Below are 22,338 nucleotides of genomic sequence, written 5' to 3'. Positions count from 1 at the left end.
TATCAAAATCAAAAGGAGTTTGTATGAAAGGATCTTTTGTACGTTTTTTAGTAGTAGGGCTGGTCAATACAGGAGTAGGTCTCTCCATTATGTATGTGCTGCTTCATATCTTTCATCATTACTGGGCAGCAACGTTTGTGGGCAACGCAGCGGGGGCAGTCGTTAGCTACGTATTAAATCGAATATTTACGTTTAAAAGCGGAGTTCATTTATCTAAAAGCATACTGCGTTTTATTTTGGTTATTGGCGTTTGCTACGGTTTATCTTACTATATTGGACTGCAGTTCTCCAGCTGGTTATTGCACCAACTTCCTGCTGCTGTGCGTCCGTTCAAAAAAGACGTCGGTATATTGATTGGAACAGGTCTGTATACGCTTTTAAATTATACGGGTCAAAAATACTTTGTATTTAATGCAAAAAAAGAAGCAGCCGTCATACACGAGTAGCTTCTAGTAATTATGAAAAGGGAAATAGGTGTTAACAGATGAAGAAAGAAACAGCTATGAATAAAGAAAAAACATTGCTTATTATCGCTTTCCTTTTGCTGCTTGCGTATGTATCCCCTATGTTTTTGCTTGGGGAAAATTCACATATACGCGTGCACGATAATTTAGACTCAAATATTACGTGGTATAAAGTTCTGCATCGAAGCGGAGAGCTGTTTGGCTCCAGTCATGCCGTATTACCTCAAATTATTAACGGATTGCCGAGGAATACGTTTGGAACAGAATTTAGCGGTATTCAGTGGCTGTATGGTTTATTCCCGACCATGCTTGCATACAGCCTGAGTCAAACGATCACGCGCGTATTTGCTTTAATTGGAATGTACTTATTATTAAAAAAGCATTTTATCAAAAGCAAGGATGCTTATGCGATTCGAGTGCTTGTATCACTTGCTTTTGCACTTACTCCTTTTTGGCCTTCGGGGATGCTGAGTACATTAGGACAGCCGCTGGCGCTGTGGGCGTTTTTAACCATTCGAAACCGCGAAGGAACGTGGAAGGAATGGCTTACTCTTTTATTGCTTCCGTTTTACGCGAGCTTTGTGCTAGGGTTTTTCTTCTTTTTAGCAGCGATGGGGCTGCTATGGCTAAGAGATGCAGTAAAAAAACGAGCGTGGAATATGCCTTTTTTAAGCAGTATTGCAGCGATGACCGCTGTCTTTCTGCTCATTGAATACCGGCTTGTTGATTCTCTTTTGTTTCCGGAGGCCCCGACGAGTCGAAATGAATTTTTAAGCTCTACTCTAAGTTTCGGACATTCCATTCGCCTTACTTTGAAGAACTATACGCTTGGGCATACACATGTAATGACGCTTCATACCTTTGTCATTTTACCGCTTTCTTTTATTGTACTGTGGATTGTCGCTCGCAATCAGAAAGGAAAGCTTGAAAAAACGTTTTTGCAGTTATTTGTTCTTAATCTACTACTGTCGATTTGGTATGCGTTTTGGTTTTATAAAGGATGGGAGCCGCTAAAAGAAAAATTTCAGCTTTTAAATACGTTTAACTTTGCTAGATTTCATTTTTTACGCCCGCTCATTATTTATTTGATGTTTGCCGTTGGCGGCTATGTTTTATGGAAGCGGGGCAAAGCGTGGAAAAAGTTTGTGTGGGTGTGTTTGGTTTTACAGCTGCTTGTGTTATTTATAGCGAACCCTGAGCTTTATTATCGCTACAATCACGAGCCGTCAGTCAAAGAATTTTATGCTGTCCATCAATTCGATGAAATCAGCAGATATATAGGGAAACCTAAATCATCTTATCGGGTAGCAAGCATTGGGCTTCATCCATCAATTGCTCAGTATAACGGCTTTTATACGCTAGATACGTATAACAACTTCTATCCGTTAACTTATAAACATGAGTTTCGCAAAATCATTGCCAAAGAGCTTGATAAAAATAAAAAGTTAGAAAGCTACTATGATCACTGGGGCAACCGCTGCTATGTGTTTGTTAGCGAGCTAGGGAAAAAATATGATTACCGAAAAGACTCAACGAAAAAAATCCGTCATTTGCAGCTTAATATCAGCCAATTTAAGAAAATGGGCGGTCGCTATATCTTTTCAGCTGTTCCAATCGAAAATGCTGAAAGTGACGGTTTGCACTTTTTAAAAGCATTTAACGATAAACAGTCCGCTTGGAAAGTGTATGTATATGAAGCAAAGTAAGGGGGCAATAACATGAACAGACCTATTTTAACGATTGTTGTTCCATGTTACAACGAAGAAGAAGTATTCACAGAGACATCTTTTCAATTAACTACTGTAATAAAAGAACTGATAAATGAACGTCTTGTATCGAGTGAAAGCACCATTTTATTTGTCGACGATGGAAGCAAAGACAGCACGTGGTCGCTTATTGAAAAAGAAAGCTGCAGCAATTTATTTGTAAAAGGGTTAAAGCTAGCGCGAAATGTAGGACATCAAAATGCTTTGCTCGCAGGACTAGAAGCAGCCCATAAGCAATCTGATTGCGTCATTTCCATTGACGCAGATTTGCAAGATGATATTAGCGTCATTCGTACCTTTGTGGAGAAATATTGGCTCGGGTATGAAGTCGTATATGGTGTTCGAGACAGCAGAGAAACCGATACATTTTTTAAACGAACCACGGCAGTAGGGTTTTACCATTTTATGAATAAGCTAGGAATTCAGCTCGTTCAAAATCACGCTGATTTTCGTCTCATGAGCAAACGTGCTCTTGGCGAACTCATGAAATATAAAGAAGGAAACGTCTTTTTACGAGGCCTTGTACCATTAGTAGGATTTCGCTCCACGGAAGTCACATATGACCGAAAAGAACGGACGGCGGGCGAATCAAAATATCCGTTAAAGAAAATGCTTGCTTTTGCATTCGATGGGATTACATCTTTTAGCGTAGCGCCGATACGCTTATTGACGCTGCTTGGAGGAGCTTCTTTTCTCTTTAGTATTGCGTTTGGTATTTATGCGCTGATTCAAAAATATTTAGATCATACGCAAATCGGCTGGACGTCTCTTATTTTATCCATTTGGCTTGTAGGCGGCCTGCAGCTAATGGGAATGGGTCTTGTCGGAGAATACATTGGCAAGATTTTTAACGAAGTGAAACAGCGTCCTAAATATGCGATTGAAAGAGATTTATATACAAAACACTCATTAGACAAACAAAAAGATTTGCTTATGCATTAATTTAAGAAGCTTCTCCTAAATGGAGAGGTTTTTTTTTGTTAAAGCGTTTATCATAATTTTTAAGTGAACAGGAAATGCTACTACTAAAATTTCTAAGGAGATCAAAATCTATGAAAAGACTATTTTATACAGTCAGCACTTTTTGTTTTGTCTGGCTTGCTTTTGCAGCCATTCATGTCAGCGCTCTTTCGATTGAGAAGCTTCCAATGAAGAAATCATCTGAACAATGGTCGGTTGAACTGACAAAAGCGAGCATGACGGGAGATAATCAGCTAAAGTGGAAAAATAACGTCTATCATACATATGGATTAACCGTTGAAAACATTGGAAAAGACGTAGAGCGCGTGCAGGTCCAAGCTTTTCGGCACGAAGGAAAAAATAAGGCGAAATACAGCTTGTTTTCTCCTATTGAAAGGTCTAACTTAAGCAAAAGCGGTCAGCGTTTTCGCTATGCGAATTTTGCTGTTCCTGGAAAAGCGGCAAGCTTAGACATCATGATCAACTGGACGGACGAACAAGGTAATCATCAAGAGCATTTTGAATTTAAATAAAAGTCTTCGCCTAGGCGAAGACTTTTATTTTGCAGGAATTTATCCTCGCATGTAGAAAACGAACACGAAAGGAGAGATCGATAATGATTGCAAAAGCTACTGAAGAAGAATTACAGGAAATTCGGACGAAATCTGCTGATGCGCTGTTTGAAGGAACAATGAAGCAGTTTCATCCGTCAGCTGAACGCGTAAATGAACTAGTTGGTAGTGCCTTTGAAAAAGGCTGTTATTATTTAGTTTCAAGACAAGAAAATAAACTCGCAGGCTGGGTTCTTATCGGCCCATCTACCGACTTCTTTTCAAAAGAAGAAATTGGCTTTATCTACGAATTATATGTTGTACCGGAATACCGCGGGCAAGGTTTAGCCAAGCCGTTAATACAAAAAGCAATTGATGAATTGTCTATCAAAGGATACCCTGAAATCAGACTCAGCGTTCATGCTGGGAATTTTGCACAGCATGTGTATCGTGACCTTGGATTTGTAGATAAACAAATATCAATGACCTTACAGATGGTAAAACGTCCGTAACGTTGGTGAATATCAGCGAGTCCATAAAACATAAGATGTTATACACGCGATGAGGTTTGGCAGTGAAAGTAAAAGTAAATAAGTAGCCCAAACGGCTCCTTTATCTAGTACTTCAACGGCTCCTCCACCTGTATTATCTGAGGAAGGGGGATCTTCAAGCGCGTTCATAACTAAAGCTGCCGCAGCTAAAATAATTCCTCCGATGCTTCCCGTTGTTTTGACAATTGCAATATGGAAAGTAGATGAAAAAGCAATAGTAAGAAGCAGCAGCAAGCTTCCCAAAAAAGCAGATAACATATATCGTTTCATGTGCTCACCATCCTTTATGAAATCATACCATATTTTACTTCTTTTTTCTTTTTATTGAAAAGCTATTGACGTAACCTATAAAACATATTAGAATAGCCAGAAATAATTTAAAAACGAAATATTCTTATCTAGAGAGGTGGAGGGACTGGCCCTTTGAAGCCTCAGCAACCACAATTATTGAATGGTGCTAATTCCAGCATAGCCTAGCTCTGACAGATAAGAAGAGGAATCTTTTTCTATGATGAAATCCTCTTCTTAGGAAGAAACATTTCGTATAGAAAAGGTGAGGACATTGAACAGTAGACAAACAGCGTTAAGCACTGATGATTATTTAGATCTATACTTATTAGCCAAAGAAATAAAAGACGAAACGTGGCAGCAGGAAACTTTAGCTGCGCTAAAAACGCAGCAAAATCGTTCATTTGAAGAAAAACAATCCGCCCTAGTTCAAGAGATATGGGAAGATTTTAAACAGTTAAATGAAGATATTTCTTTTACGTATCGCTTGATTCAAAAAGAGCCAACTAACGAACAATTTCAGACTAAATTAAGGCACTTGAGAGAACGGCGGATCACGCTGAGCCGTGAGTTATATTTAGCTAAAAAACAGTATGTTGAACACACGCAATAAAAAGATCCGCTTGATAAACAAGCGGTTTTTTTGCGTGAAAATGTTAGAATCGTTATATTTCGGGTAGTAAATAGATAAGACAAGCAAAGGAGGGATAACAGTGGCCCAAGGTGTATTATGTGAAGTGAATGAGTGCATGTATTGGAAATCCGGAAATAAATGCAGTGCAGAGTCCATTTACGTTGTGAGTCCTGAAAGTAGTCACCATGTTTCTGAAACGGAAGAACCTGGCTGTAAAACTTTTGAACCCGCGAGATAAATGCTAGTTTTTATAAAAAAGCATAAAATGAACGATGCGCTGACGGAGTTGAGTCGGCGTTTTTCTATTTTTTTAAAATACTATTGCTTAAGTGCAATAATAAATACATATTAAAATAGCAGGGCCTATGTCTAATTGTGCGTTTAAACAAAATGATAAGATAATTTTTTTGTTTTTCGACAAAAGAAAAGTGAGAGAAAGGTGATAGAATACAAATATACAGCCTAGCTGTCTTTTAGCACAAACTTATATGAAAGCGCTAACAAAAAAGGCTGTGTTCATCTCGTTTTGACAGATTGGAAAAAGGGGAGACGTTTATGCAGGGGAAAACTCAGGGGAAAGAATTGAAACGCGGGTTAGAAGAAAGACATGTGACGCTGATGTCCTTAGGAGCAGCCATAGGGGTAGGACTGTTTCTTGGATCTGCATCTGCTATTAAATTAGCAGGACCGGGAATATTATTGGCGTACGGATTTAGCGGAATGATTATGTTTTTTATTATGAGAGCACTTGGAGAAATGGCGATTCAAAAACCTGTTGCAGGTTCATTCAGTAAGTACGCACGCGACTACTTAGGGCCGCTTGCCGGTTATTTAACAGGTTGGAACTACTGGTTTTTATGGGTTGTAACATGTATGGCTGAAATTACAGCCGTTGGTATTTATATGGGGTATTGGTATCCGGATGTACCAAACTGGATTTGGGCGTTATCGGCGCTTGTTATCATGACAACGGTTAACTTCTTAGCTGTTAAGGCATATGGTGAACTGGAATTTTGGTTTGCACTTATTAAAATTTTAGCGATTGTATTAATGATTGCCGTTGGATTATTAATGATTGTGTTTGGAATCGGCAACGGCGGCGTTGCGACTGGTATCAAAAACTTGTGGGACAACGGCGGACTGTTCCCGAACGGATTTAAAGGCATTTTGCTGTCGCTGCAAATGGTCATGTTTGCATATTTAGGAATTGAAATGATCGGCGTTACCGCGGGAGAAGTGAAAAATCCGGAAAAATCTCTAGCAAGAGCGATTGATTCTGTCTTTTGGCGTATTCTTATTTTCTACGTTGGTGCATTATTTGTCATTATGTCGATTTATCCGTGGCAAGAAATCGGTTCACAGGGAAGCCCTTTTGTATTAACATTTGAAAAAATCGGCATTCCAGCGGCGGCTGGTATTATTAACTTTGTCGTGCTAACAGCAGCTCTTTCTTCTTGTAACAGCGGTATTTTTAGTACAGGCCGTATGCTGTTTAACTTAGCAGAGCACGGAGAAGCACCAAAAGGATACGGCCAGCTTACAAAAGGCGGCGTACCGGGAAAAGCTGTTTTAGCATCAGCGGGTGCTTTATTAGTGGGAGTAGCGTTAAACTACATTGTGCCTGCCAAAGTATTTACGTGGGTAACAAGCATTGCAACATTCGGTGCGATTTGGACATGGGGAATTATTTTGCTTTCTCAAATTAAGTATCGCAAAACGTTAAAAACAGGTGAAGAGGCAAAGCTGAAATATAAAATGCCTTTATTTCCGTTAACATCTTATGTGTCACTTGCGTTCCTAGCGCTGGTGGTGGTTCTCATGGCATATAATCCAGATACTAGAATTGCAGTTGTCATCGGACCATTATGGTTTATCGGTCTTATTATCGCGTACTATGCAAAAGGATTCCACAAACGAAGTCAAGGTTCAGCTGCAGCTGAGCAAAAGCTAGTGAAATAAAAGAAAAGACCTCTTTCTTGGAAAGAGGTCTTTTTTCATTAGTTTATGTGCGAATGATTAGTTTGTTTTAAGGGATCATTGGTACGTATGAATAATGTAGAAAATATTCTATTTATTCTGTACTATTTAGTTAGAGAATTCGTTAATGATTAAGTGGTAATTGAAAGTGGATAAGTATGTTAGTTTTACGCTTTTTAACGCCGTACAGTGCATCGAAAAGTTGGGAGGAAATAGGCAGAAATGATAGAAAGATTTAGTGAAAAAGACATAAAGGATTTGCTAGTGCTATCTAAGTTGGAAAAATGGGATTATAGCGAAGCGGATTTACATACGATTTTTTCATCTGGAGACGTATTTGGTCATAGAAATGAGAAAGGTAACATTGTATCAAGCGTAGCAGTAATTTTGTATAAAAATCAGTCAGCTTTTATAGGAATGGTAATTGTGAGAAAAGATTACCGAAAACAAGGGTTAGCCGGGCAGCTCATGAAGCACTGTTTGCAAACTCTTTCCCCTGAGGTGAATGCCTACTTAATTGCGACAAAAGAAGGTGAGCACTTATATAAAAAAGCAGGGTTTAAAACCGTGGACTATGTAAGTAAATATATAAGCAGTGAATACATACCAAGAGCATTTAAAGCTTCAGGGGTTTATACACGATCCTTAACGAGAAGGGACTTCAAAGAGGTTGTAAAGCTTGATGAAGCAGCATTTGGAGATAATAGAAAGCTATTTTTAAAAAGTAGAATTCAGCAAGCTGAAAAAGCAGTTGTCTTACAAAACGAACAAAATAAAATGACGGGTTATGGTTTTGCGGTTCGTACCCCAAGCAATATCGTGATTGGTCCTGTAGTTGCTCCAAACGCTGAAGCAGCAATGCTAGTCATTGATGAACTAGCGAAGAATTACAAAGAAAAGCTGAGAATTGACCTGTCTTCTCATGAGGAAACGTTAAAGAAACTTATGGAAAATCACGGATTTCAGCTTCAAAATGAGCCTCCTGTTATGGCGTATGGTGTCAATCCCCTACCTGCTAGACAGGGCAATCTTTTTGCTATAGCAGCTCAGGCGTTTGGATAAAAAGAAAGGAGAAGCTCCTTTCTTCGCGTCTACCGAATTCTATCAATTTTAAATCCGTTATCAATTTGATGAAAGCCGACTTTTGGATAGTAGTTCATAGCAGAAGGAGCGGAAAGTAAAATCAGCGCGACTTCTTCGCCGATTTCTGATTGAACGTGTTTGATTAGCTGTGTACCGATTCCTTGATTTTGATAATCTTTTACAACAGCTAAATCCGATAAATAGCAGCAATAGCTAAAATCTGTTAACGCTCTGGCTATGCCAATGAGTTCGCTGTCGTTCCAAGCGGTGATAGTAAGAGAAGCATGATCAAGCATTCTTTGAATTCGATCAAGGTCTTGTGCAGGACGTTTAATACCGGAATGTACAAATACTTCAGCAGCTTGTTCCGCACGGATTGAGACGTTGGTTTTATAAGTGATAGTCATTGCGTCATCTCCTTGATTTATAAGATATAGTCCAGTATATGAAGAACCTGAACTGAGAGTAAGTGTCAGAAACAGTGAATTTAATAGTATCAGTTAGAAAGGAAAGAACACTATGTTAGAGTTAATGCCTTTGCTTGATAAAAGAAAAGCAGATCCCTTATACATGCAGCTTTATATCTACATAAAGAAACAAATTCAAAAAGGTACCATTCCGCCTCTTGAAAAACTGCCTTCTAAACGAAAGCTAGCTCTTCATTTAAGCATTAGCCAAAATACGGTTGAAGCAGCTTATGTACAGTTAGAAGCAGAGGGCTATATCGAGATACTAGCCAGGAAAGGGGCATTTGTAAAAGAGATAAAAAATGAAGTTGTGCTTCAAGAACTGCCTCCCGCCTATGTCTCTTTACCGCAAGAAGAACGGAAATCAACTGTCATTGACTTTAGCCATGGAAAGGTAGACGTAGAAAAATTTCCGTATAACACGTGGAAAAAGCTAACGGTTCAAACTATTTATCATGATGAAAGCCAGCTTTTTTACAGCGGACATCCACAGGGCGAACTGCTTCTTCGCCAAGAAATTGCAGCGTATCTTTATCATTCAAGAGGAGTGCGCTGCACGGCGGAGCAAATTGTGATAGGTGCAGGTACGCAGTATCTTATGTGGCTGCTTTCTGTCACGTTGGGGAAAGAAAAAATAATTGGGTTTGAAAATCCGGGTTTTCACCGAACGAGGCACGTTTTTCAAGAACAAGGCATGTCAGTTATCCCTATTTCTCTCGATAATTCTGGCTTGAAAGTGAAGGAACTGAAAGAAAGCGGAGCGGATGCGGTGTACATTACGCCGTCTCATCAATTTCCTATTGGGATGGTCATGCCGATAGCAAGAAGACTTGAACTACTAGAGTGGGCGGCAGAAACGAACAGCTATATTATAGAAGATGACTATGACGGAGAATTTCGCTATAAAGGAAAACCGATTCCGGCCCTTCAAGGATTAGATCAAGACGATCGCGTTATTTATACGGGTACGTTTTCAAAATCGTTGATGCCTTCTCTTCGAATAAGTTATGCCGTGCTGCCACACCGGCTTCGTACAAGCTATGTGAAGCACTGTGGACTTTTTAAACAGCCTGTTTCAAGGCTTCATCAGCATACGCTTTTGCTGTTTATGAAAGAAGGGCACTGGGAACGTCACTTGAATAAAATGAGAACAACGTACCGTAAAAAACAAGCGCTGCTGCTAGATTGCTTGACTACTATTATGGGAGATCATGTAGATGTTATTGGAGAACATTCAGGCTTGCATATTCTTCTTGAGGTGAAAAATGGAATGAGTGAGCAGAAACTAATAGAAGCAGCTGCCAAGCAAGGGGTAACGATTTATCCAACGTCTATTTATTATCATAGTGCCGGTGATAACAACACGCCCTATGTATTGCTTGGATTTGCTGGACTGTCTGACGAAGAGATAAAAACGGGCATAGATTCGCTGTTTAAAGCTTGGTTCGTCCAATAAGAAGTGAAATTAAAGAGTTCTTTAAACAAAAAGACTTTAAACGGTCTATTTTAGCGAGAGAAATAGATAAGAACCAGCGCGTTTGATTACACAGACTGCGCCGGTTTTTTGTCTGAAAATCGAGAGTTTGTGAAAATTAGTGAATCTGTAGGTAAAGGAAAGTTTGATAGGAAGAAGATGCTTCTTGTAAGGAAGATACAAATGCATGAAAAAGCGGCGTTACATTCATGCGGTTATTTCTCGACCAGTCGTGGTTTACGAAAAATGATTTTCTTAGTTCGGCTGTGAGTTCAAGCTGTACTCCGGCTTTTAGCAGATTATCGTTTACAATATTTTGCTCGCTTGTTCCGGCTATATCAGAAGGGGCGTCACGGACTGTAAAGCCGTGTTTGCGCAGCGATTGCTTTACCAGCTCTTTATAAAGCTGATTTTTTCCGCCTACATATACGATAGGCTGACTGCCGCTGTAGCCGTGAATCGTCAAAACGGACATGCTTTGCTGAGCCATTCCTCTAGCAGTGGGTTCGTCAAAGTTTTCTGAGGTTATGTGCAGAACTCCGTTGTTAGTTGATTTGATGCCTTCGAATAAATAGTAAGAAGCGGAAAAATGATCGGCGAGTTCTTTGGCGACTTCTGATGTACCCGGTTCAATTCCTCCGCCATGAATGGCCATAATGGATAGGTAGCTAAAGCGCTGCTCGTAGCGAATATCGTAGTCTTGGTGAAGAATTTCGTGCTGCTGCAGTTCGGCATAAGAGGAGTAATAGTCACCGCTTGCATAAGAGGGAGGGAGAATCAAAAAGCAGCACATGAAAGGCAACAAAATGCTTGTACTCCATTTGAATAAACGATTCATCAATAATCACCTCTATTTATCCTATGATAAATAGAGGTGATTATTAGTATTTCCGTCCGATATAGAGTAAATGAGAAGAAAGTCCAAGGTGATAAGAACTTGATGCTTGTTGAATAAGCAGTTGAACGATGCTGTCCATTTCTTCAGGGGACTTTTCTTTCCAATAAGTCCATTCCTCAGAATTAACGGACGAAGCAACGTTAGAGGCAATCAGCTCGATGTATTGAAATCCATGCTTCTTTAAAAAAGGAATAATATCCTCAATATTAGCGTAATAAGCATGAGTAAACCGGCCTTCTTCGGCATGATCAAAGCAGCCTGATTCATAAAAATCATGCAGCGCTTTTGCCGTGTTGTTTGGTTTTAAACGCTCCGGGGATGTTTTAAAGAAGAAATGACGTGCTGGACGCGCGGCATAAACGAAATAAAGACAGTTCCGCCTGGTTTTGTGACTCGATACAGCTCTCGAACTGCTTGAATACGATCTTGTTTCTTCTGCAAATGATACATTGGTCCAAGCATTAATGCCGCATGAAATTGTTCATCGAAACAACATTGAAGATTCCTGGCATCCGCCACGTGAAAATCATGAAATGCATCATATACCTGCCGTTCTAAAGCTTTTTCTTTGGCTTTCTCAACTAATTGCGGCGTCAAGTCAGTTAAAGTTAATTCGTAGCCGCTTTCCGCTAGTTTCAAAGCATATCTTCCCGGTCCGGCACCGTTATCTAAAATATGTCCGCTGGGAGGAAGGTGCTTTTTGATAAAATGCCAGTTTACTTGAAACTCAATAGGCTCGCGTTCTAATCTTCCCCACTCATCGAATCTGCTGTAATAATTGATGATTTTATCCAATTTGATTAGCCTCCACTTCAAAAATTAGTTATAGTAAATTATAACAAAAATAGAAATAGTTAATAGGTGCGTTTGTGAAAAAATGAAGATGAAGAGAAAGGAGGGGGAAAAATGACCGCAGCTTTTATTAGTCGTCTAGCTCTATCGGGTCTGTTAGGAGCTTTGGTTGGATTAGAAAGAGAATTTAGAGCAAAAGAAGCGGGCTTTCGCACTCATTTTTTAGTTGCTGTCGGTAGCACGCTAATTATGCTAATTTCGAAATACGGCTTTTCGGATGTGCTTCATCAAGATCATATGGCCCTTGATCCGAGCCGGGTTGCCGCACAAGTAGTAAGCGGTATTGGTTTTTTAGGAGCAGGTATGATTATTATTCAAAAGCAGCATATTAGAGGGCTCACAACAGCCGCAGGCGTATGGGCAACGTCGGGAATTGGTTTAACCATTGGAGCGGGTATGTATACAGTCGGCATTAGTGCAACTATACTGGTGCTGATTGGCTTAGAAATATTGAACGTAATGTTTACATCTCTTTCTACGCATTCCATTTTAATTAAGTTTCGTGCAGCGAATCAAGAGGATATTTATGAGCTTCTTGATAAGATTGAAAGGGAAAATATTATGATTTCATCCTATGAAATTCACCGAGATCATCATCAAGGTGAACTGCTCTATTTTGTTGAAATAAAAGGAAAAGCAAAAAAGAAAGGGAATAAAGTAGAATTGATTAAATCGATTCATTCTATGGCTCATGTGTTATTTATTGAAATTGAATAAGTACTTATTTATTTTTTGTCAAAGAGATTAAGACATAACTAAATTAATCTAAAGTCGAACAAATGGATAAAGGGGCCAGTATGGATCGTTTAGTACACCGCAGTTGATTTCCATGCAAGGCTTAGCTTTCCGCGGGCGGCCGGTGAGCCTCCTCGCCGCTTGCGCTCCTACGGGGTCTCACCTGTTCCGCTTTTCCCGCAGGAGTCTTTGCCTTGCCCTCCAATCAACCGCTAGAAGTACCTACATATATAAAACCTACGTTCGGATCTTCCTTCAACTAGAATACTTTTGCTCCAGTCTCTTTATTTGTTCTCTATCTTGCTTAAACTGTTTCGCCGTGTTTTAGCAAAGCAAAAAAAGGCTATTACCTAAATATAGAGAATTTTACTGGAGGTTATAAAATGAAAATTGGAGTGGTAGGCGCTACAGGAAAAGCAGGAAGTTTTATCGTGAAAGAGGCTTTAAATCGCGGGCATGACGTAACAGCAATTGTACGTGATGCGGGCAAAGTAGAAGAAAAGGATGTTCGTACATTGGAAAAAGATATCTTTGATATTACGGCAAACGATATTGAAAGTTTCGACGCAGTAGTGAATGCGTTTGGAGCTCCTGAAGGAAAAGAACATCTGCATGTAGAAGCGGGGCAGTCGTTAATTCATGTATTTAAACAAGCTCCGGACGTTCGTCTTCTTGTTGTAGGAGGAGCAGGCAGTTTGTTTGTCGATGAAGAGAAGACGACGCGTTTAGCAGATACGCCTGATTTTCCAAAAGAGTATAAAGCGACAGCTGACAACCAAGCTCAAAATTTAAAAGACTTAGAAAGTACAAGCGATATTAATTGGACGTTTATTAGCCCAGCAGCATTTTTTAATCCTTCAGGAAAACGAACGGATGCTTATAAAACAGGAAAAGATCATGTTATTTTAAACTCAGAAGGAAACAGCCATGTCAGCTATGCTGATTATGCTATTGCTGTCATTGATGAAATTGAGCGAGGAGAGCATGTAAACGAACGCTTTACCGTTGTATCCGACGCTAGATAAAGGAAAAGCCGCTTTATGCGGCTTTTTTTTGTGAGTGATATACTATGAAAAAAGAAAAGGAGTACAGCAGAAAATGAAGAATACAAAAAACGTAACGCTAGCGTGTTATAGTGAAGCGTACGACTCGTCTATACATAGCTATACGCTGCCTGAAGAGCAGCTTATTTATACGGCACTTCCCGCTGAAGCCTTAGCTAATTGTGAGCAGGAAAAGGACAGAACGCCCGTTTTGATTTTGGCAGAAAACAAAGTAGCCGGCTTTTTCGTGCTCGACGCAGGGGAAGCCGTTAAAGAATATACCGAGAGCTCCGGCGCGCTTTTAATACGGTCGTATTCCATTCATCCTGATTATCAAGGAAAGGGAGTTGGCAAAAAGTCATTGAAACTTCTTCCTTCTTTTATCAACCATCACTTTCCGACTAAAAATGAAGTGGTGCTAGGCGTGAACTATAAAAACACGGCCGCGCAGCATCTGTACAAAAGAAGCGGCTTTGTCGATACAGGCCGGCATATTTTTGGAAGCCAAGGAAAGCAGTTTGTTTATCAGATGGACATAAAAAAAGCTTGAACAAGAGTTCAAGCTTTTTTCTTATATAACAAGGAGGAAGCTAGAGAAAATAGGCAGCGCTACAAGGGACGTTTTTAATACGGGAGCAGGTACGCGATTTGTAAACTTTGCTCCAATATATGAACCGACCATTGTGCCGACTACTACTTGAATCAACAGCGGAATATCTAAAAAGCCCTGCTGATAATAGCCCATTCCTCCGCCGACGGCAATCGGAATAATAACGAGCATAGTCGTTCCGGCCGACTGACGAATAGACAAGCCTAACACCATCATAAGGCCAAGCTGGATAAATGGAGTTGATCCAATTCCAAACATTCCTGACAGAGCGCCTGTGATTAAGCCGATCAGTAAAGAGTAGACGACAAATTTAGCTCCTGTTGGAATCGTACGTTCTTTTTGCTGACGGGAAAATAAAAACATTCGCAGCCAAAGTAAAACGCCAGATAATAAAAGCATACCGGCTGTTAGCCATTTTAGCTCGCCTTCTGGGATAAAGGATGAAAGGTTAGACCCAATCCAAGCGCCTAATGCACCGAGGATACCAACAGAGATACCGGATTTTAAAGATACGTTACCTTCGCGGTAATGACTGACTGCGCCAGATAAAGAAGAGAAAATCATTGCGGTAAGAGCCGTTGCAAGTGCAACGTGAACAGATACGCCGTACAGCAGCGTTAAAATTGAAATAATAAAACCTGATCCGCCTGCTCCGACAAATCCTAAGATCAGTCCGACGGCTAACATTGTTAAAACAATTGAAACATCCATAAACTAATTCCTTCTTTCAACACTTATTCTATGCAGACACATAACATTTTTAGCAAGTGCTACGTTCTTCATTTAAACATGAATTTTTTATGACGTCCAATGTATAATTTATATGAAATTGATAGTATTATGTAATAAGTAAAGGATGTGAAAAAATGGAATGGCAGCAGCTCGAATATTTTAATGTTGTAGCTCAAACGGAACATTTCACAAAGGCCGCAGAAAAATTATCAATCGCGCAGCCTACGCTCAGCCGCTCAATTTCTAAATTAGAATCAGAGCTTGGCGTGCCGCTATTTGAACGAAAAGGAAGACAAGTCATTTTAAATCGATATGGCCGGCTTTTTTATGAACGAACGGCTAAAGTATTAAACGAAATGGAAGAAGCTAAACGTGAGCTTTCAGATTTAATCCACCCTCACCGCGGCAGTATTTCGTTTGCTTTTTTAAAATCATTAGGCGCTTCGTCGGTCCCAAAACTAGTTCATGCTTTTTTACAAGAGTATCCGAACGTTCAATTTCAAATTTTTGAGAACGCCACGAACATCATGCTCGATCAGCTTCAAACGGGGGAAATTGATTTTTGTATGTCTTCCGTAACGGAATCTAGGGCAGGAATTCAGTGGGAATATTTATGGAAAGACGAGCTGTACGCGTATGTCCCTGATACGCATTCTTTTGCCTCAAAACAAGTGCTTTCGATTTCAGAGTTGGCTCATGAATCGTTTATCGCGTTAAAAAAAGGATACGGAAGCCGAACAATTTTTGATCAGCTGTTTGACGAAGCCGAGATTGTCCCAAATATTACGTTTGAAGGAGAAGAATTTTTGACGGTGATTGGTTTTGTAGCGGCTCATTTAGGGATTGCCTTGCTTCCTGAAATAAAGGGAGTGGACTTGCGAGGCATTAAAAAAATAAAGCTCAAAGAAGACACAGCTTCAAGGGTAATTGGGATTGCGTGGAACAAGGATAAATATTTAACTCCTGTTGCGAAAAAGTTCCAGGAATTTTTAATTCAGTATTTCAAAGACCATCATACAGGAGGAAAACGATGAAGAAAATTGCTTGCCTGCACGCTCATCATTCGAACATCTCTTATATAGAAAAAGCGCTGCCGTTTGCGAACTGTATGCATTTCGTAGACCCTGGACTTGTACATCGGGTAACAACCGACCCTAAGTTTGCAGCGGAGTCAGCAGCTGCAAAAGTAGAAAAGCAGTTAAAGTGGATGGAAGAATGTTCAGCGGATGCTATTTTACTTACGTGTACGAATTACATTGCTCTTTTACCAGAAGCATTTACAAGCGATGTTCCAATTATTAAAATCGATGAGCCTTATTTTCGCCGAATATGTGAAATAGAAGAACCGCAGCTTATCGTGTTTACAAATCCGGAGACCGTAGAAGGAACAATGAAGCGCCTAGACGAATTTGCATTTTATCAAAATGTAAAGATAAAGGTTCGCCCTGTTGTGATAGAAGGTGCTTTTGAACTAGTAATGACTGGAAACCTAAAGAAGTATAAACAGAAGGTAAAACATGTCTTACATGAGCTAATAAAAGAGCATAACACTGTTGTTTCAGTGGCACAGCTCTCAATGGTAGAAGCAGCGGAGGAGGTAAGCGACCGTATTATTACGCCTCTTCAACCGTTAGCGGAAGAAGTAAGAAAAACAATTATTAGGTCATAAGAAATGAAAGGAAGAAAAAATAAATGGTAAAATATTCACTTTATTTTGACAAAAATTTCATTTCCTTATATGATAAGTAGTGTTATAGAAACCACTTATTATATAGGGGAGGCATCGTTTTGTGAAGAAAGCAAATGCACGCGATAAGATTTTAGAAACAGCATCGCGGCTTTTTCAGCTGCAAGGCTATCATGCAACAGGATTAAATCAAATTATTAAAGAGAGTGGGTCGCCAAAAGGGTCTCTTTATTATTATTTTCCAAAAGGGAAAGAAGAACTGGCGATTCACGCTGTTCAATATACGAATAAATACGTACAAGTTCAAATTAAAGAAAGTCTAAATAAATCTTCTGATGCAGCGCAGGCTATTCAGTATTTTATTGAAGAATTGTCCAAGCAGTTTGAACACGAAGAAAGTATTGCTGGTATGCCTGTTGGACTGCTGGCTGGAGAAACGGCTCTTATTAATGAACCGCTGCGCGAAGTCTGCTACGCAGCGTTTCAAGATTGGGAAAAACTTTTTAGAGAAAAAATGATAGAGAGCGGATTTCAAGAGAAGCAGGCAGGAGAGCTTGCAATTGTGATTAACTGTATGATCGAAGGAGGAATCTTGCGTTCGTTAACAGAGAAAACAAGCGCTCCTTTGCAGCAGATTCAGCAGCAGATTCCAGTGCTTGTTCGTAAATAAAAAGTGAGGCTGGGACATCACAAAATGAATCTAATCTAAAGACTAACAATCGGGATACATGAGCTGAACTGCTTGTGACATCGCTGTTGATTTCCGTGCAAGGCTTCGCTTTCCCCGCAGGAGTCTTCGCCTTGTCCTATAATCAACAGCTAGAAGTAGCTACCTACATGGAACCTACGTTCACTATAATCATAAAAAAACACGAACTATTCATCCTTTTTGATAGATAGTTCGTGTTTCACTTTAACTAAACTATTATGTCCTCGATTCTTTTTTATAGATTGACGGAATTTGGCATATATTGATAAAATTTAAAGGTATATTTTCTGAAAATTCTATTTCTTACAAAGGGAAAGAAAGGAGTAGCTTGTGATTTTTACTATTATTCAAGCTGATGATACGTGGGCACTATGGGGAATTTTAGCAATTTGGGCTTCTGTTAGTATTTTTCTCGAACAAAAGTATAAGTGGGCTTCTTTTCTGTCAGGAGCTATTATTGCGCTAGCAGGAGCGCTTATCCTATCAAATTTAAAAATCATTCCAACAGAGTCGCCGGTTTATGATGCGGTTTGGGCGTATCTAGTACCGCTTGCCATTCCATTATTGTTATTTCAAGTCAATATGAAAGAATTATTTCAAGAAAGCCGGAAACTGCTTTTTATTTTCTTAATCTGTGCAGTAGGAACGGTCATAGGGAGCACGGTAGGCTTCTTGTTATTAAAAGATTATATTCCTGAACTAGCAAAAATTGCAGCTGCTATCGGCGCTTCTTATGTAGGTGGAGGGGTTAACTTTGCTACCGTTACGGCCAAATTTGAACCATCAAGTCAAATGGTTTCGGCGACGGTGGTTGCTGATAATATGGTCATGGCTTTGCTGTTTGCCGTGTATATGTTTGTTCCTTCTATGAAGTTTTTTAGGAAACATTTTAAGACGCCTCATATTCAAGAAGTAGAGGCTGGGCAATATGGAGAAAATGATCGTCATACGCTTGCAGAAAAATATTGGGCGAAAAAAGAAATTTCGTTAAAAGACGTGGCGGCTTCAATTGGTACATCATTTTTTCTAGTGGTTGCATCGTTTAAATTAGCCGAATGGTTTGGAACAATCATTCCAACTGGTCCAAATGTTTCGGTAGTTCAAACGTTATTACATACTATTTTGAGCGAAAAATATTTATTGCTTTCCACACTTACGTTTCTTGTCATTTATCTGTTTCCTTCTTATTTTAAAAACATTAGCGGAAGCCAAGAAATCGGCACGTACTTCATTTATATTTTCTTTGTTGTCATTGGAGTGCCGGCGTCCATTCCATTAATTGTTGAAAAAGCACCGCTTTTGATTCTATTTGTGCTCATTGTGGGAATGAGTAATTTAATTGTGGGGCTGCTTTTAGGAAAAGTATTTAAAATTGATTTAGAACATATTTTACTGGCGAGCAATGCAACGGTAGGGGGACCTACGACAGCAAGTGCAATGGCGATTGCTAAAGGATGGGGAAGTTTGGTTGGTCCTATCTTGGTAGTAGGAACGCTTGGCTATATTATTGGTAACTATATCGGCTTTGCACTTGGCTATTGGTACTTAACATTTTAAATAAAAAAACGCCGCCTCTGATGACTCAAAGGAGGCGTTTTTTTATTTAGCGTGCTTGACTGCTGATGATCGATAAAAGCGGCCTTTAAAGATATACGTAGCTGTAATAAATAAATAGATAGCCAGTGTAATAGTCGTAATAACAACGGAGGTTGTGCAGATAACACCAATTAAAATAGCGCTTAGTGCAATTAGGGCAGCCCACGTCGTATAAGGAAACCATTTAACAGAGTAGCTGCTTGATGCTTCTGGCTGAACTTTGCGGGACTTTAAGTGTGCGATCGCAATAATCAACCAAATAAACAACACGGTATATCCTAAGGATCCCATCAAATAATCAAATGTTTTACTTCCTGCAAATAAGGAAATCAACACGCCCACATAAAGGGATGATGTACACATTAAGATTGCATAGACAGGAACTTTGTTAACAGAAAGTTTCGAAAATATCTTCGGCACTCGACCGTCTACTGCTTGCGTATATAAAATACGTGATGAACCGTAAAGTCCTGAGTTCATTGAAGAAATAACGGCTAACAAGATCACGGCATTCATAATATGATCTGCTCCGGGAATTCCAATCATGTTAAATACCATCACAAAAGGACTTTGAGAAACGCCGTTCACTTCATTCCAAGGAATCAAGCTCACGATGATAAAAAACGGGAACAGATAAAAAGCAATGATGCGCGTTAATGTACTGCGCACGGCTTTTGGTACTACTTTTTCAGGGTTTTTTGTTTCAGCTAGCGTCACCCCGATGATTTCAGTTCCACCGTAAGAGTAGATGACAACTAGCATCGCTGTAATTAACCCAGTTGGTCCTTTAGGGAAGAAACCGCCGTGATCACTTAAATTCGAAAAACCCGCTGCGGTATGGTGACCAAATGATACAAATAGTAATAGAAGTCCAGCGATGATAAAGATCACAATGACCGTGATTTTAATTAAGGCTAACCAGTATTCCGTTTCAGCAAATGCTTTAACCGAAAGCAAGTTAATAACTGTGACAATAACGGATACGCCTAAAGCAAGCATCCAAATTGGATAATCAGGAAGCCAGTACTGAATAAAAATAGCTGCTACAACGGCTTCAGCTGCAATGTTTAACACCCACATTTTCCAGTAAATCCAGTCTAAAAAATAAGCGGGGTAGCTTCCTAAAATCGACTGAACTAAATCACGAAACGTTCGTGCGTCACTGTTTCGAACCGCCATTTCAGCAAGACCTTGCATAATGAATAGTAAAATAATTCCGCCAATTAAATAAGCAATGATAACTGATGGTCCTGCCATATCAATAGCTGAGCTGCTTCCTTTAAATAAACCAGCGCCAATTGCTCCACCTAGCGCCATCATCATAATGTGACGTGAAGTCATTGTTCGCTGTAAACCTTGGTTGTCCTTCTTCATGACTTTTCCCTCCACTTTTTTATAAAATAAAAAAAGCTTATCGTCTCCTACCTCATTATCAAATGAGAGAAGAGACGATAAGCTTTAGCTGACCGCGGTACCACTCTTGTTGGCTCTTAAAGAACCCTGCTTAAAACCTGATAACGAAGGTTAGACGTTAAAACTTAGAGAATACTTCTGCATTCTTTCTGAATTACCACTCCTGGGCGAGTTCAAAGTATTATTGGACTACGTTACACCAACCCGTAGCTCTCTTGACCGAATAATAAGCTTCTACTACTCCCAATCGCTGTGTTTTTGATTAAAATCTGAAAGTTCTTGATGAATAACCATTACTATACGTGCTTCTTTTTTCTTTGTCAACAGCTATTTCTTTAAAAATACAATGATGGAACTTTGGTTTTTTTAGAACTCAGGACTGGTTATTTTGGTAAAAAAATCAGTCGTTTCACCTAATTTTCACCAACTCTGCTTACATTAAGAAATATGAAAAAGAGGTTGTTTTGACAAATACATAGGTGAGGAGAATGAATAGAGTGAAAAAGATGATGTATGTCCGGTTTGGACTGGATCTTTTAATGGCCGTTACGTTTGTTTTATTTTTTAACAAACAAGTATTGGGAGGGTTAACGTTTCATGAAATTGCGGGGCTAGCGATTGCCGTCGCGTTTTTTACCCACGTGCTGCTAAACTGGCAGTGGGTAAAGAGAGTTACGGTTAAATTATTTGACCGCAAGCTTCCCCGCAGAACAAAGTTCGGTTATTTTTTAAATATCATGCTGTTGATTACGATGTCATTTATTATGATTAGCGGTATTTTTATTTCAAGAGTAGTATTTCCGAATATTAATATTGGTAATGAACAGTGGTTTAAGGTTTCGCATATTTCAGTATCATTTTTAGTGTTAATTTTAGTAGCCGCTCACATAGGTCTTCATTGGCAATGGGTTATAAATGTATGTAAAAATATGACGAAATTCCAAAAGTCAAAGAAAAGCTTGAACATAGCAGCTAAGCTCGCAACCGTTGCACTGTTAGTCGTTGGCATATACGAAATAAATGAGACGGGTTTTCTTGGAAAGCCTGGAGGAGTAACGAGAGTGCTGAATTTAAGTTCCTCAGATATGCCGCAAAAAGGCGGTGGGAAGCCGGATTTTGATCGCCATTCATTTAGCGAGAACAAATCTTCTGCGATGGCATCTGCTGGTCACGAACGTCCGAACTTTGATCACGATGGCGGAGGTTTGGAAAGAGGGATGAAAGGAAAAGAAGGCGGTTTTGAAAGTCCGAATCCTTTTGTTGTAATCGGTACTTATTTTGCTATTATGTCGGTTTTTATTATTGTTATTTATTATATTGAAAAAATATTAGCAGGAGTAAAAAGACGCAAAAAAATGGCGGGTCCGGCTGCGGAAATTTAAAATAAAAAAGCTTTCTATTTCACTGTTTTTTCATCGTACAGAAGTAAAATTATTTATGTAAAAGCGAATGCTTTGCAAAATTAATATGAGATAAACTTAGGTGGTGGAAATGGTGAAACAACACACACAGCCTGAAACGGAACATAAGAAAAATTGGTTTATTAATGCGCTATTGAATTTTGGTATTTATAAAAAAGGAAATCGGCATCTATACGAACTGACACTTCAAGAGTTAGAAGCTCAATATGTAAAAGTAAAAGCATTTATGTATAATCAAGAACCTCTTTCGCAATGATAAAAAGGCACTCAGTGTATGAGTGCTTTTTTATATGAGAAAGTCTTATTCTTTGACAGGCAAAACTGTACAGCTTAAAATAACAGTATATTTTAAAGTTACAGTTTTAAATGACACATATTAGTAGGAAAGAAAACAGTTTCTACCTATAATATGCCAATATTTTTGACC

25 protein-coding genes, 1 riboswitch and 1 other annotated feature are annotated in these 22,338 nt (G+C 39.3%); of the genes, 19 read left to right on the top strand and 6 right to left on the bottom strand.

Annotated elements, in window-relative coordinates; genetic code table 11:
- Positions 1-23: 23 nt before the first annotated feature.
- The 5 genes from MKY06_RS20290 (at position 24) to MKY06_RS20270 (ending at position 4,253) form a co-directional block, all read left to right on the top strand.
- Complete coding sequence (locus MKY06_RS20290; RefSeq protein WP_029323880.1) at positions 24-446, top strand: GtrA family protein; 423 nt, start codon at positions 24-26, stop codon at positions 444-446.
- Between the two features lie 38 nt (positions 447-484).
- Positions 485-2,170 carry a DUF6044 family protein gene (locus MKY06_RS20285; RefSeq protein WP_053487671.1) on the top strand — a complete coding sequence of 562 codons (1,686 nt, stop codon included), beginning with the start codon at positions 485-487 and terminating at the stop codon, positions 2,168-2,170.
- 12 nt (positions 2,171-2,182) lie between these two features.
- Positions 2,183-3,172 carry a glycosyltransferase family 2 protein gene (locus MKY06_RS20280; RefSeq protein WP_063672536.1) on the top strand — a complete coding sequence of 330 codons (990 nt, stop codon included), beginning with the start codon at positions 2,183-2,185 and terminating at the stop codon, positions 3,170-3,172.
- Between the two features lie 110 nt (positions 3,173-3,282).
- Positions 3,283-3,723, top strand: coding sequence for a hypothetical protein (locus tag MKY06_RS20275; protein WP_013058656.1), 441 nt, complete (start codon positions 3,283-3,285; stop codon positions 3,721-3,723).
- 83 nt (positions 3,724-3,806) lie between these two features.
- Positions 3,807-4,253, top strand: coding sequence for a GNAT family N-acetyltransferase (locus tag MKY06_RS20270; RefSeq protein ID WP_029323874.1), 447 nt, complete (start codon positions 3,807-3,809; stop codon positions 4,251-4,253).
- Between the two features lie 12 nt (positions 4,254-4,265).
- Here the strand turns inward: MKY06_RS20270 and MKY06_RS20265 are convergent, their stop codons facing one another.
- Positions 4,266-4,562, bottom strand: a complete 297-nt coding sequence (locus MKY06_RS20265; protein ID WP_013058654.1) for a hypothetical protein — start codon at positions 4,560-4,562, stop codon at positions 4,266-4,268.
- Between the two features lie 121 nt (positions 4,563-4,683).
- A riboswitch (SAM riboswitch) is annotated at positions 4,684-4,785 on the top strand.
- 69 nt (positions 4,786-4,854) lie between these two features.
- Between MKY06_RS20265 and MKY06_RS20260 the strand changes: the two genes are divergently transcribed.
- The 4 genes from MKY06_RS20260 (at position 4,855) to MKY06_RS20245 (ending at position 8,253) form a co-directional block, all read left to right on the top strand.
- Positions 4,855-5,193 carry a hypothetical protein gene (locus tag MKY06_RS20260; RefSeq protein ID WP_013058653.1) on the top strand — a complete coding sequence of 113 codons (339 nt, stop codon included), beginning with the start codon at positions 4,855-4,857 and terminating at the stop codon, positions 5,191-5,193.
- 100 nt (positions 5,194-5,293) lie between these two features.
- Positions 5,294-5,452 (top strand): DUF1540 domain-containing protein, encoded by a 159-nt coding sequence (locus tag MKY06_RS20255; RefSeq protein WP_016765258.1) that lies wholly within the window; start codon positions 5,294-5,296, stop codon positions 5,450-5,452.
- Between the two features lie 317 nt (positions 5,453-5,769).
- Positions 5,770-7,173: an alanine permease AlaP gene (gene alaP, locus MKY06_RS20250; protein ID WP_013058652.1), complete on the top strand. Its 1,404-nt coding sequence runs from the start codon at positions 5,770-5,772 to the stop codon at positions 7,171-7,173.
- A gap of 240 nt (positions 7,174-7,413) precedes the next feature.
- Positions 7,414-8,253, top strand: coding sequence for a GNAT family N-acetyltransferase (locus MKY06_RS20245; RefSeq protein WP_289917703.1), 840 nt, complete (start codon positions 7,414-7,416; stop codon positions 8,251-8,253).
- Positions 8,254-8,282: 29 nt separating this feature from the next.
- On the opposite strand, the gene MKY06_RS20240 is transcribed toward MKY06_RS20245, so the two are convergent.
- Positions 8,283-8,681: a GNAT family N-acetyltransferase gene (locus MKY06_RS20240; protein ID WP_098288254.1), complete on the bottom strand. Its 399-nt coding sequence runs from the start codon at positions 8,679-8,681 to the stop codon at positions 8,283-8,285.
- Between the two features lie 112 nt (positions 8,682-8,793).
- Here MKY06_RS20240 and pdxR point away from each other — a divergent pair, with 112 nt between their 5' ends.
- On the top strand, positions 8,794-10,197 hold the full coding sequence (gene pdxR, locus MKY06_RS20235) for a MocR-like pyridoxine biosynthesis transcription factor PdxR (protein WP_029323867.1): 1,404 nt from the start codon (positions 8,794-8,796) through the stop codon (positions 10,195-10,197).
- A 136-nt stretch (positions 10,198-10,333) separates the two neighbouring features.
- Here the strand turns inward: pdxR and MKY06_RS20230 are convergent, their stop codons facing one another.
- Together MKY06_RS20230 and MKY06_RS20225 are read right to left on the bottom strand one after the other, a co-directional pair.
- A complete protein-coding gene (locus MKY06_RS20230) occupies positions 10,334-11,053 on the bottom strand; it encodes a poly-gamma-glutamate hydrolase family protein (protein ID WP_029323865.1) in 720 nt (239 codons plus the stop codon).
- A gap of 363 nt (positions 11,054-11,416) precedes the next feature.
- Positions 11,417-11,908 carry a class I SAM-dependent methyltransferase gene (locus tag MKY06_RS20225; RefSeq protein ID WP_013058647.1) on the bottom strand — a complete coding sequence of 164 codons (492 nt, stop codon included), beginning with the start codon at positions 11,906-11,908 and terminating at the stop codon, positions 11,417-11,419.
- Positions 11,909-12,019: 111 nt separating this feature from the next.
- Here MKY06_RS20225 and MKY06_RS20220 point away from each other — a divergent pair, with 111 nt between their 5' ends.
- From MKY06_RS20220 to MKY06_RS20210, 3 genes are all read left to right on the top strand, one after another.
- Positions 12,020-12,682 carry an MgtC/SapB family protein gene (locus MKY06_RS20220; RefSeq protein WP_013058646.1) on the top strand — a complete coding sequence of 221 codons (663 nt, stop codon included), beginning with the start codon at positions 12,020-12,022 and terminating at the stop codon, positions 12,680-12,682.
- Positions 12,683-13,083: 401 nt separating this feature from the next.
- A complete protein-coding gene (locus MKY06_RS20215; protein ID WP_098196885.1) occupies positions 13,084-13,725 on the top strand; it encodes an NAD(P)-dependent oxidoreductase in 642 nt (213 codons plus the stop codon).
- Between the two features lie 73 nt (positions 13,726-13,798).
- Positions 13,799-14,293, top strand: a complete 495-nt coding sequence (locus MKY06_RS20210) for a GNAT family N-acetyltransferase (RefSeq protein WP_013058644.1) — start codon at positions 13,799-13,801, stop codon at positions 14,291-14,293.
- 21 nt (positions 14,294-14,314) lie between these two features.
- Here MKY06_RS20210 and MKY06_RS20205 read toward each other — a convergent pair whose 3' ends face one another.
- Positions 14,315-15,064 carry a sulfite exporter TauE/SafE family protein gene (locus MKY06_RS20205; RefSeq protein WP_098399890.1) on the bottom strand — a complete coding sequence of 250 codons (750 nt, stop codon included), beginning with the start codon at positions 15,062-15,064 and terminating at the stop codon, positions 14,315-14,317.
- A 155-nt stretch (positions 15,065-15,219) separates the two neighbouring features.
- Between MKY06_RS20205 and MKY06_RS20200 the strand changes: the two genes are divergently transcribed.
- The 4 genes from MKY06_RS20200 (at position 15,220) to MKY06_RS20185 (ending at position 19,038) form a co-directional block, all read left to right on the top strand.
- Positions 15,220-16,119, top strand: coding sequence for a LysR family transcriptional regulator (locus MKY06_RS20200; RefSeq protein ID WP_013058642.1), 900 nt, complete (start codon positions 15,220-15,222; stop codon positions 16,117-16,119).
- The gene (locus MKY06_RS20195; protein ID WP_057273875.1) at positions 16,116-16,754 is read left to right on the top strand and encodes a hypothetical protein; all 639 of its coding nucleotides are present in this window, start codon (positions 16,116-16,118) and stop codon (positions 16,752-16,754) included. The genes MKY06_RS20200 and MKY06_RS20195 overlap by 4 nt, the downstream gene beginning before the upstream one ends.
- Positions 16,755-16,875: 121 nt before the next feature.
- Positions 16,876-17,442, top strand: coding sequence for a TetR/AcrR family transcriptional regulator (locus MKY06_RS20190; RefSeq protein ID WP_013058640.1), 567 nt, complete (start codon positions 16,876-16,878; stop codon positions 17,440-17,442).
- 369 nt (positions 17,443-17,811) lie between these two features.
- Complete coding sequence (locus MKY06_RS20185; protein WP_013058639.1) at positions 17,812-19,038, top strand: DUF819 family protein; 1,227 nt, start codon at positions 17,812-17,814, stop codon at positions 19,036-19,038.
- A 42-nt stretch (positions 19,039-19,080) separates the two neighbouring features.
- Here MKY06_RS20185 and MKY06_RS20180 read toward each other — a convergent pair whose 3' ends face one another.
- The gene (locus MKY06_RS20180; RefSeq protein WP_029323851.1) at positions 19,081-20,451 is read right to left on the bottom strand and encodes an amino acid permease; all 1,371 of its coding nucleotides are present in this window, start codon (positions 20,449-20,451) and stop codon (positions 19,081-19,083) included.
- Between the two features lie 67 nt (positions 20,452-20,518).
- Positions 20,519-20,750, bottom strand: a binding site (T-box leader).
- A gap of 237 nt (positions 20,751-20,987) precedes the next feature.
- Here MKY06_RS20180 and MKY06_RS20175 point away from each other — a divergent pair.
- The gene (locus MKY06_RS20175; protein ID WP_098979965.1) at positions 20,988-21,872 is read left to right on the top strand and encodes a DUF4405 domain-containing protein; all 885 of its coding nucleotides are present in this window, start codon (positions 20,988-20,990) and stop codon (positions 21,870-21,872) included.
- 109 nt (positions 21,873-21,981) lie between these two features.
- Positions 21,982-22,167, top strand: a complete 186-nt coding sequence (locus tag MKY06_RS20170; RefSeq protein WP_013058636.1) for a Fur-regulated basic protein FbpA — start codon at positions 21,982-21,984, stop codon at positions 22,165-22,167.
- The last annotated feature ends 171 nt before the right edge of the window (positions 22,168-22,338 follow it).

It is taken from the genome of Priestia sp. FSL P4-0332, from assembly GCF_038005845.1.
Lineage (GTDB): Bacteria > Bacillota > Bacilli > Bacillales > Bacillaceae_H > Priestia.
This window is presented reverse-complemented; position numbering and strand designations above follow the sequence as displayed.

Bases quoted from the DNA above. Each gene is read 5' to 3' on its own strand.
- MKY06_RS20290 (WP_029323880.1), top strand. From the start codon at position 24: ATGAAAGGATCTTTTGTACGTTTTTTAGTAGTAGGGCTGGTCAATACA.
- MKY06_RS20285 (WP_053487671.1), top strand. From the start codon at position 485: ATGAAGAAAGAAACAGCTATGAATAAAGAAAAAACATTGCTTATTATC.
- MKY06_RS20280 (WP_063672536.1), top strand. From the start codon at position 2,183: ATGAACAGACCTATTTTAACGATTGTTGTTCCATGTTACAACGAAGAA.
- MKY06_RS20275 (WP_013058656.1), top strand. From the start codon at position 3,283: ATGAAAAGACTATTTTATACAGTCAGCACTTTTTGTTTTGTCTGGCTT.
- MKY06_RS20270 (WP_029323874.1), top strand. From the start codon at position 3,807: ATGATTGCAAAAGCTACTGAAGAAGAATTACAGGAAATTCGGACGAAA.
- MKY06_RS20265 (WP_013058654.1), bottom strand. From the start codon at position 4,562: ATGAAACGATATATGTTATCTGCTTTTTTGGGAAGCTTGCTGCTGCTT.
- alaP (WP_013058652.1), top strand. From the start codon at position 5,770: ATGCAGGGGAAAACTCAGGGGAAAGAATTGAAACGCGGGTTAGAAGAA.
- MKY06_RS20245 (WP_289917703.1), top strand. From the start codon at position 7,414: ATGATAGAAAGATTTAGTGAAAAAGACATAAAGGATTTGCTAGTGCTA.
- MKY06_RS20240 (WP_098288254.1), bottom strand. From the start codon at position 8,681: ATGACTATCACTTATAAAACCAACGTCTCAATCCGTGCGGAACAAGCT.
- pdxR (WP_029323867.1), top strand. From the start codon at position 8,794: ATGTTAGAGTTAATGCCTTTGCTTGATAAAAGAAAAGCAGATCCCTTA.
- MKY06_RS20230 (WP_029323865.1), bottom strand. From the start codon at position 11,053: ATGAATCGTTTATTCAAATGGAGTACAAGCATTTTGTTGCCTTTCATG.
- MKY06_RS20220 (WP_013058646.1), top strand. From the start codon at position 12,020: ATGACCGCAGCTTTTATTAGTCGTCTAGCTCTATCGGGTCTGTTAGGA.
- MKY06_RS20215 (WP_098196885.1), top strand. From the start codon at position 13,084: ATGAAAATTGGAGTGGTAGGCGCTACAGGAAAAGCAGGAAGTTTTATC.
- MKY06_RS20210 (WP_013058644.1), top strand. From the start codon at position 13,799: ATGAAGAATACAAAAAACGTAACGCTAGCGTGTTATAGTGAAGCGTAC.
- MKY06_RS20205 (WP_098399890.1), bottom strand. From the start codon at position 15,064: ATGGATGTTTCAATTGTTTTAACAATGTTAGCCGTCGGACTGATCTTA.
- MKY06_RS20200 (WP_013058642.1), top strand. From the start codon at position 15,220: ATGGAATGGCAGCAGCTCGAATATTTTAATGTTGTAGCTCAAACGGAA.
- MKY06_RS20195 (WP_057273875.1), top strand. From the start codon at position 16,116: ATGAAGAAAATTGCTTGCCTGCACGCTCATCATTCGAACATCTCTTAT.
- MKY06_RS20180 (WP_029323851.1), bottom strand. From the start codon at position 20,451: ATGAAGAAGGACAACCAAGGTTTACAGCGAACAATGACTTCACGTCAC.
- MKY06_RS20170 (WP_013058636.1), top strand. From the start codon at position 21,982: ATGGTGAAACAACACACACAGCCTGAAACGGAACATAAGAAAAATTGG.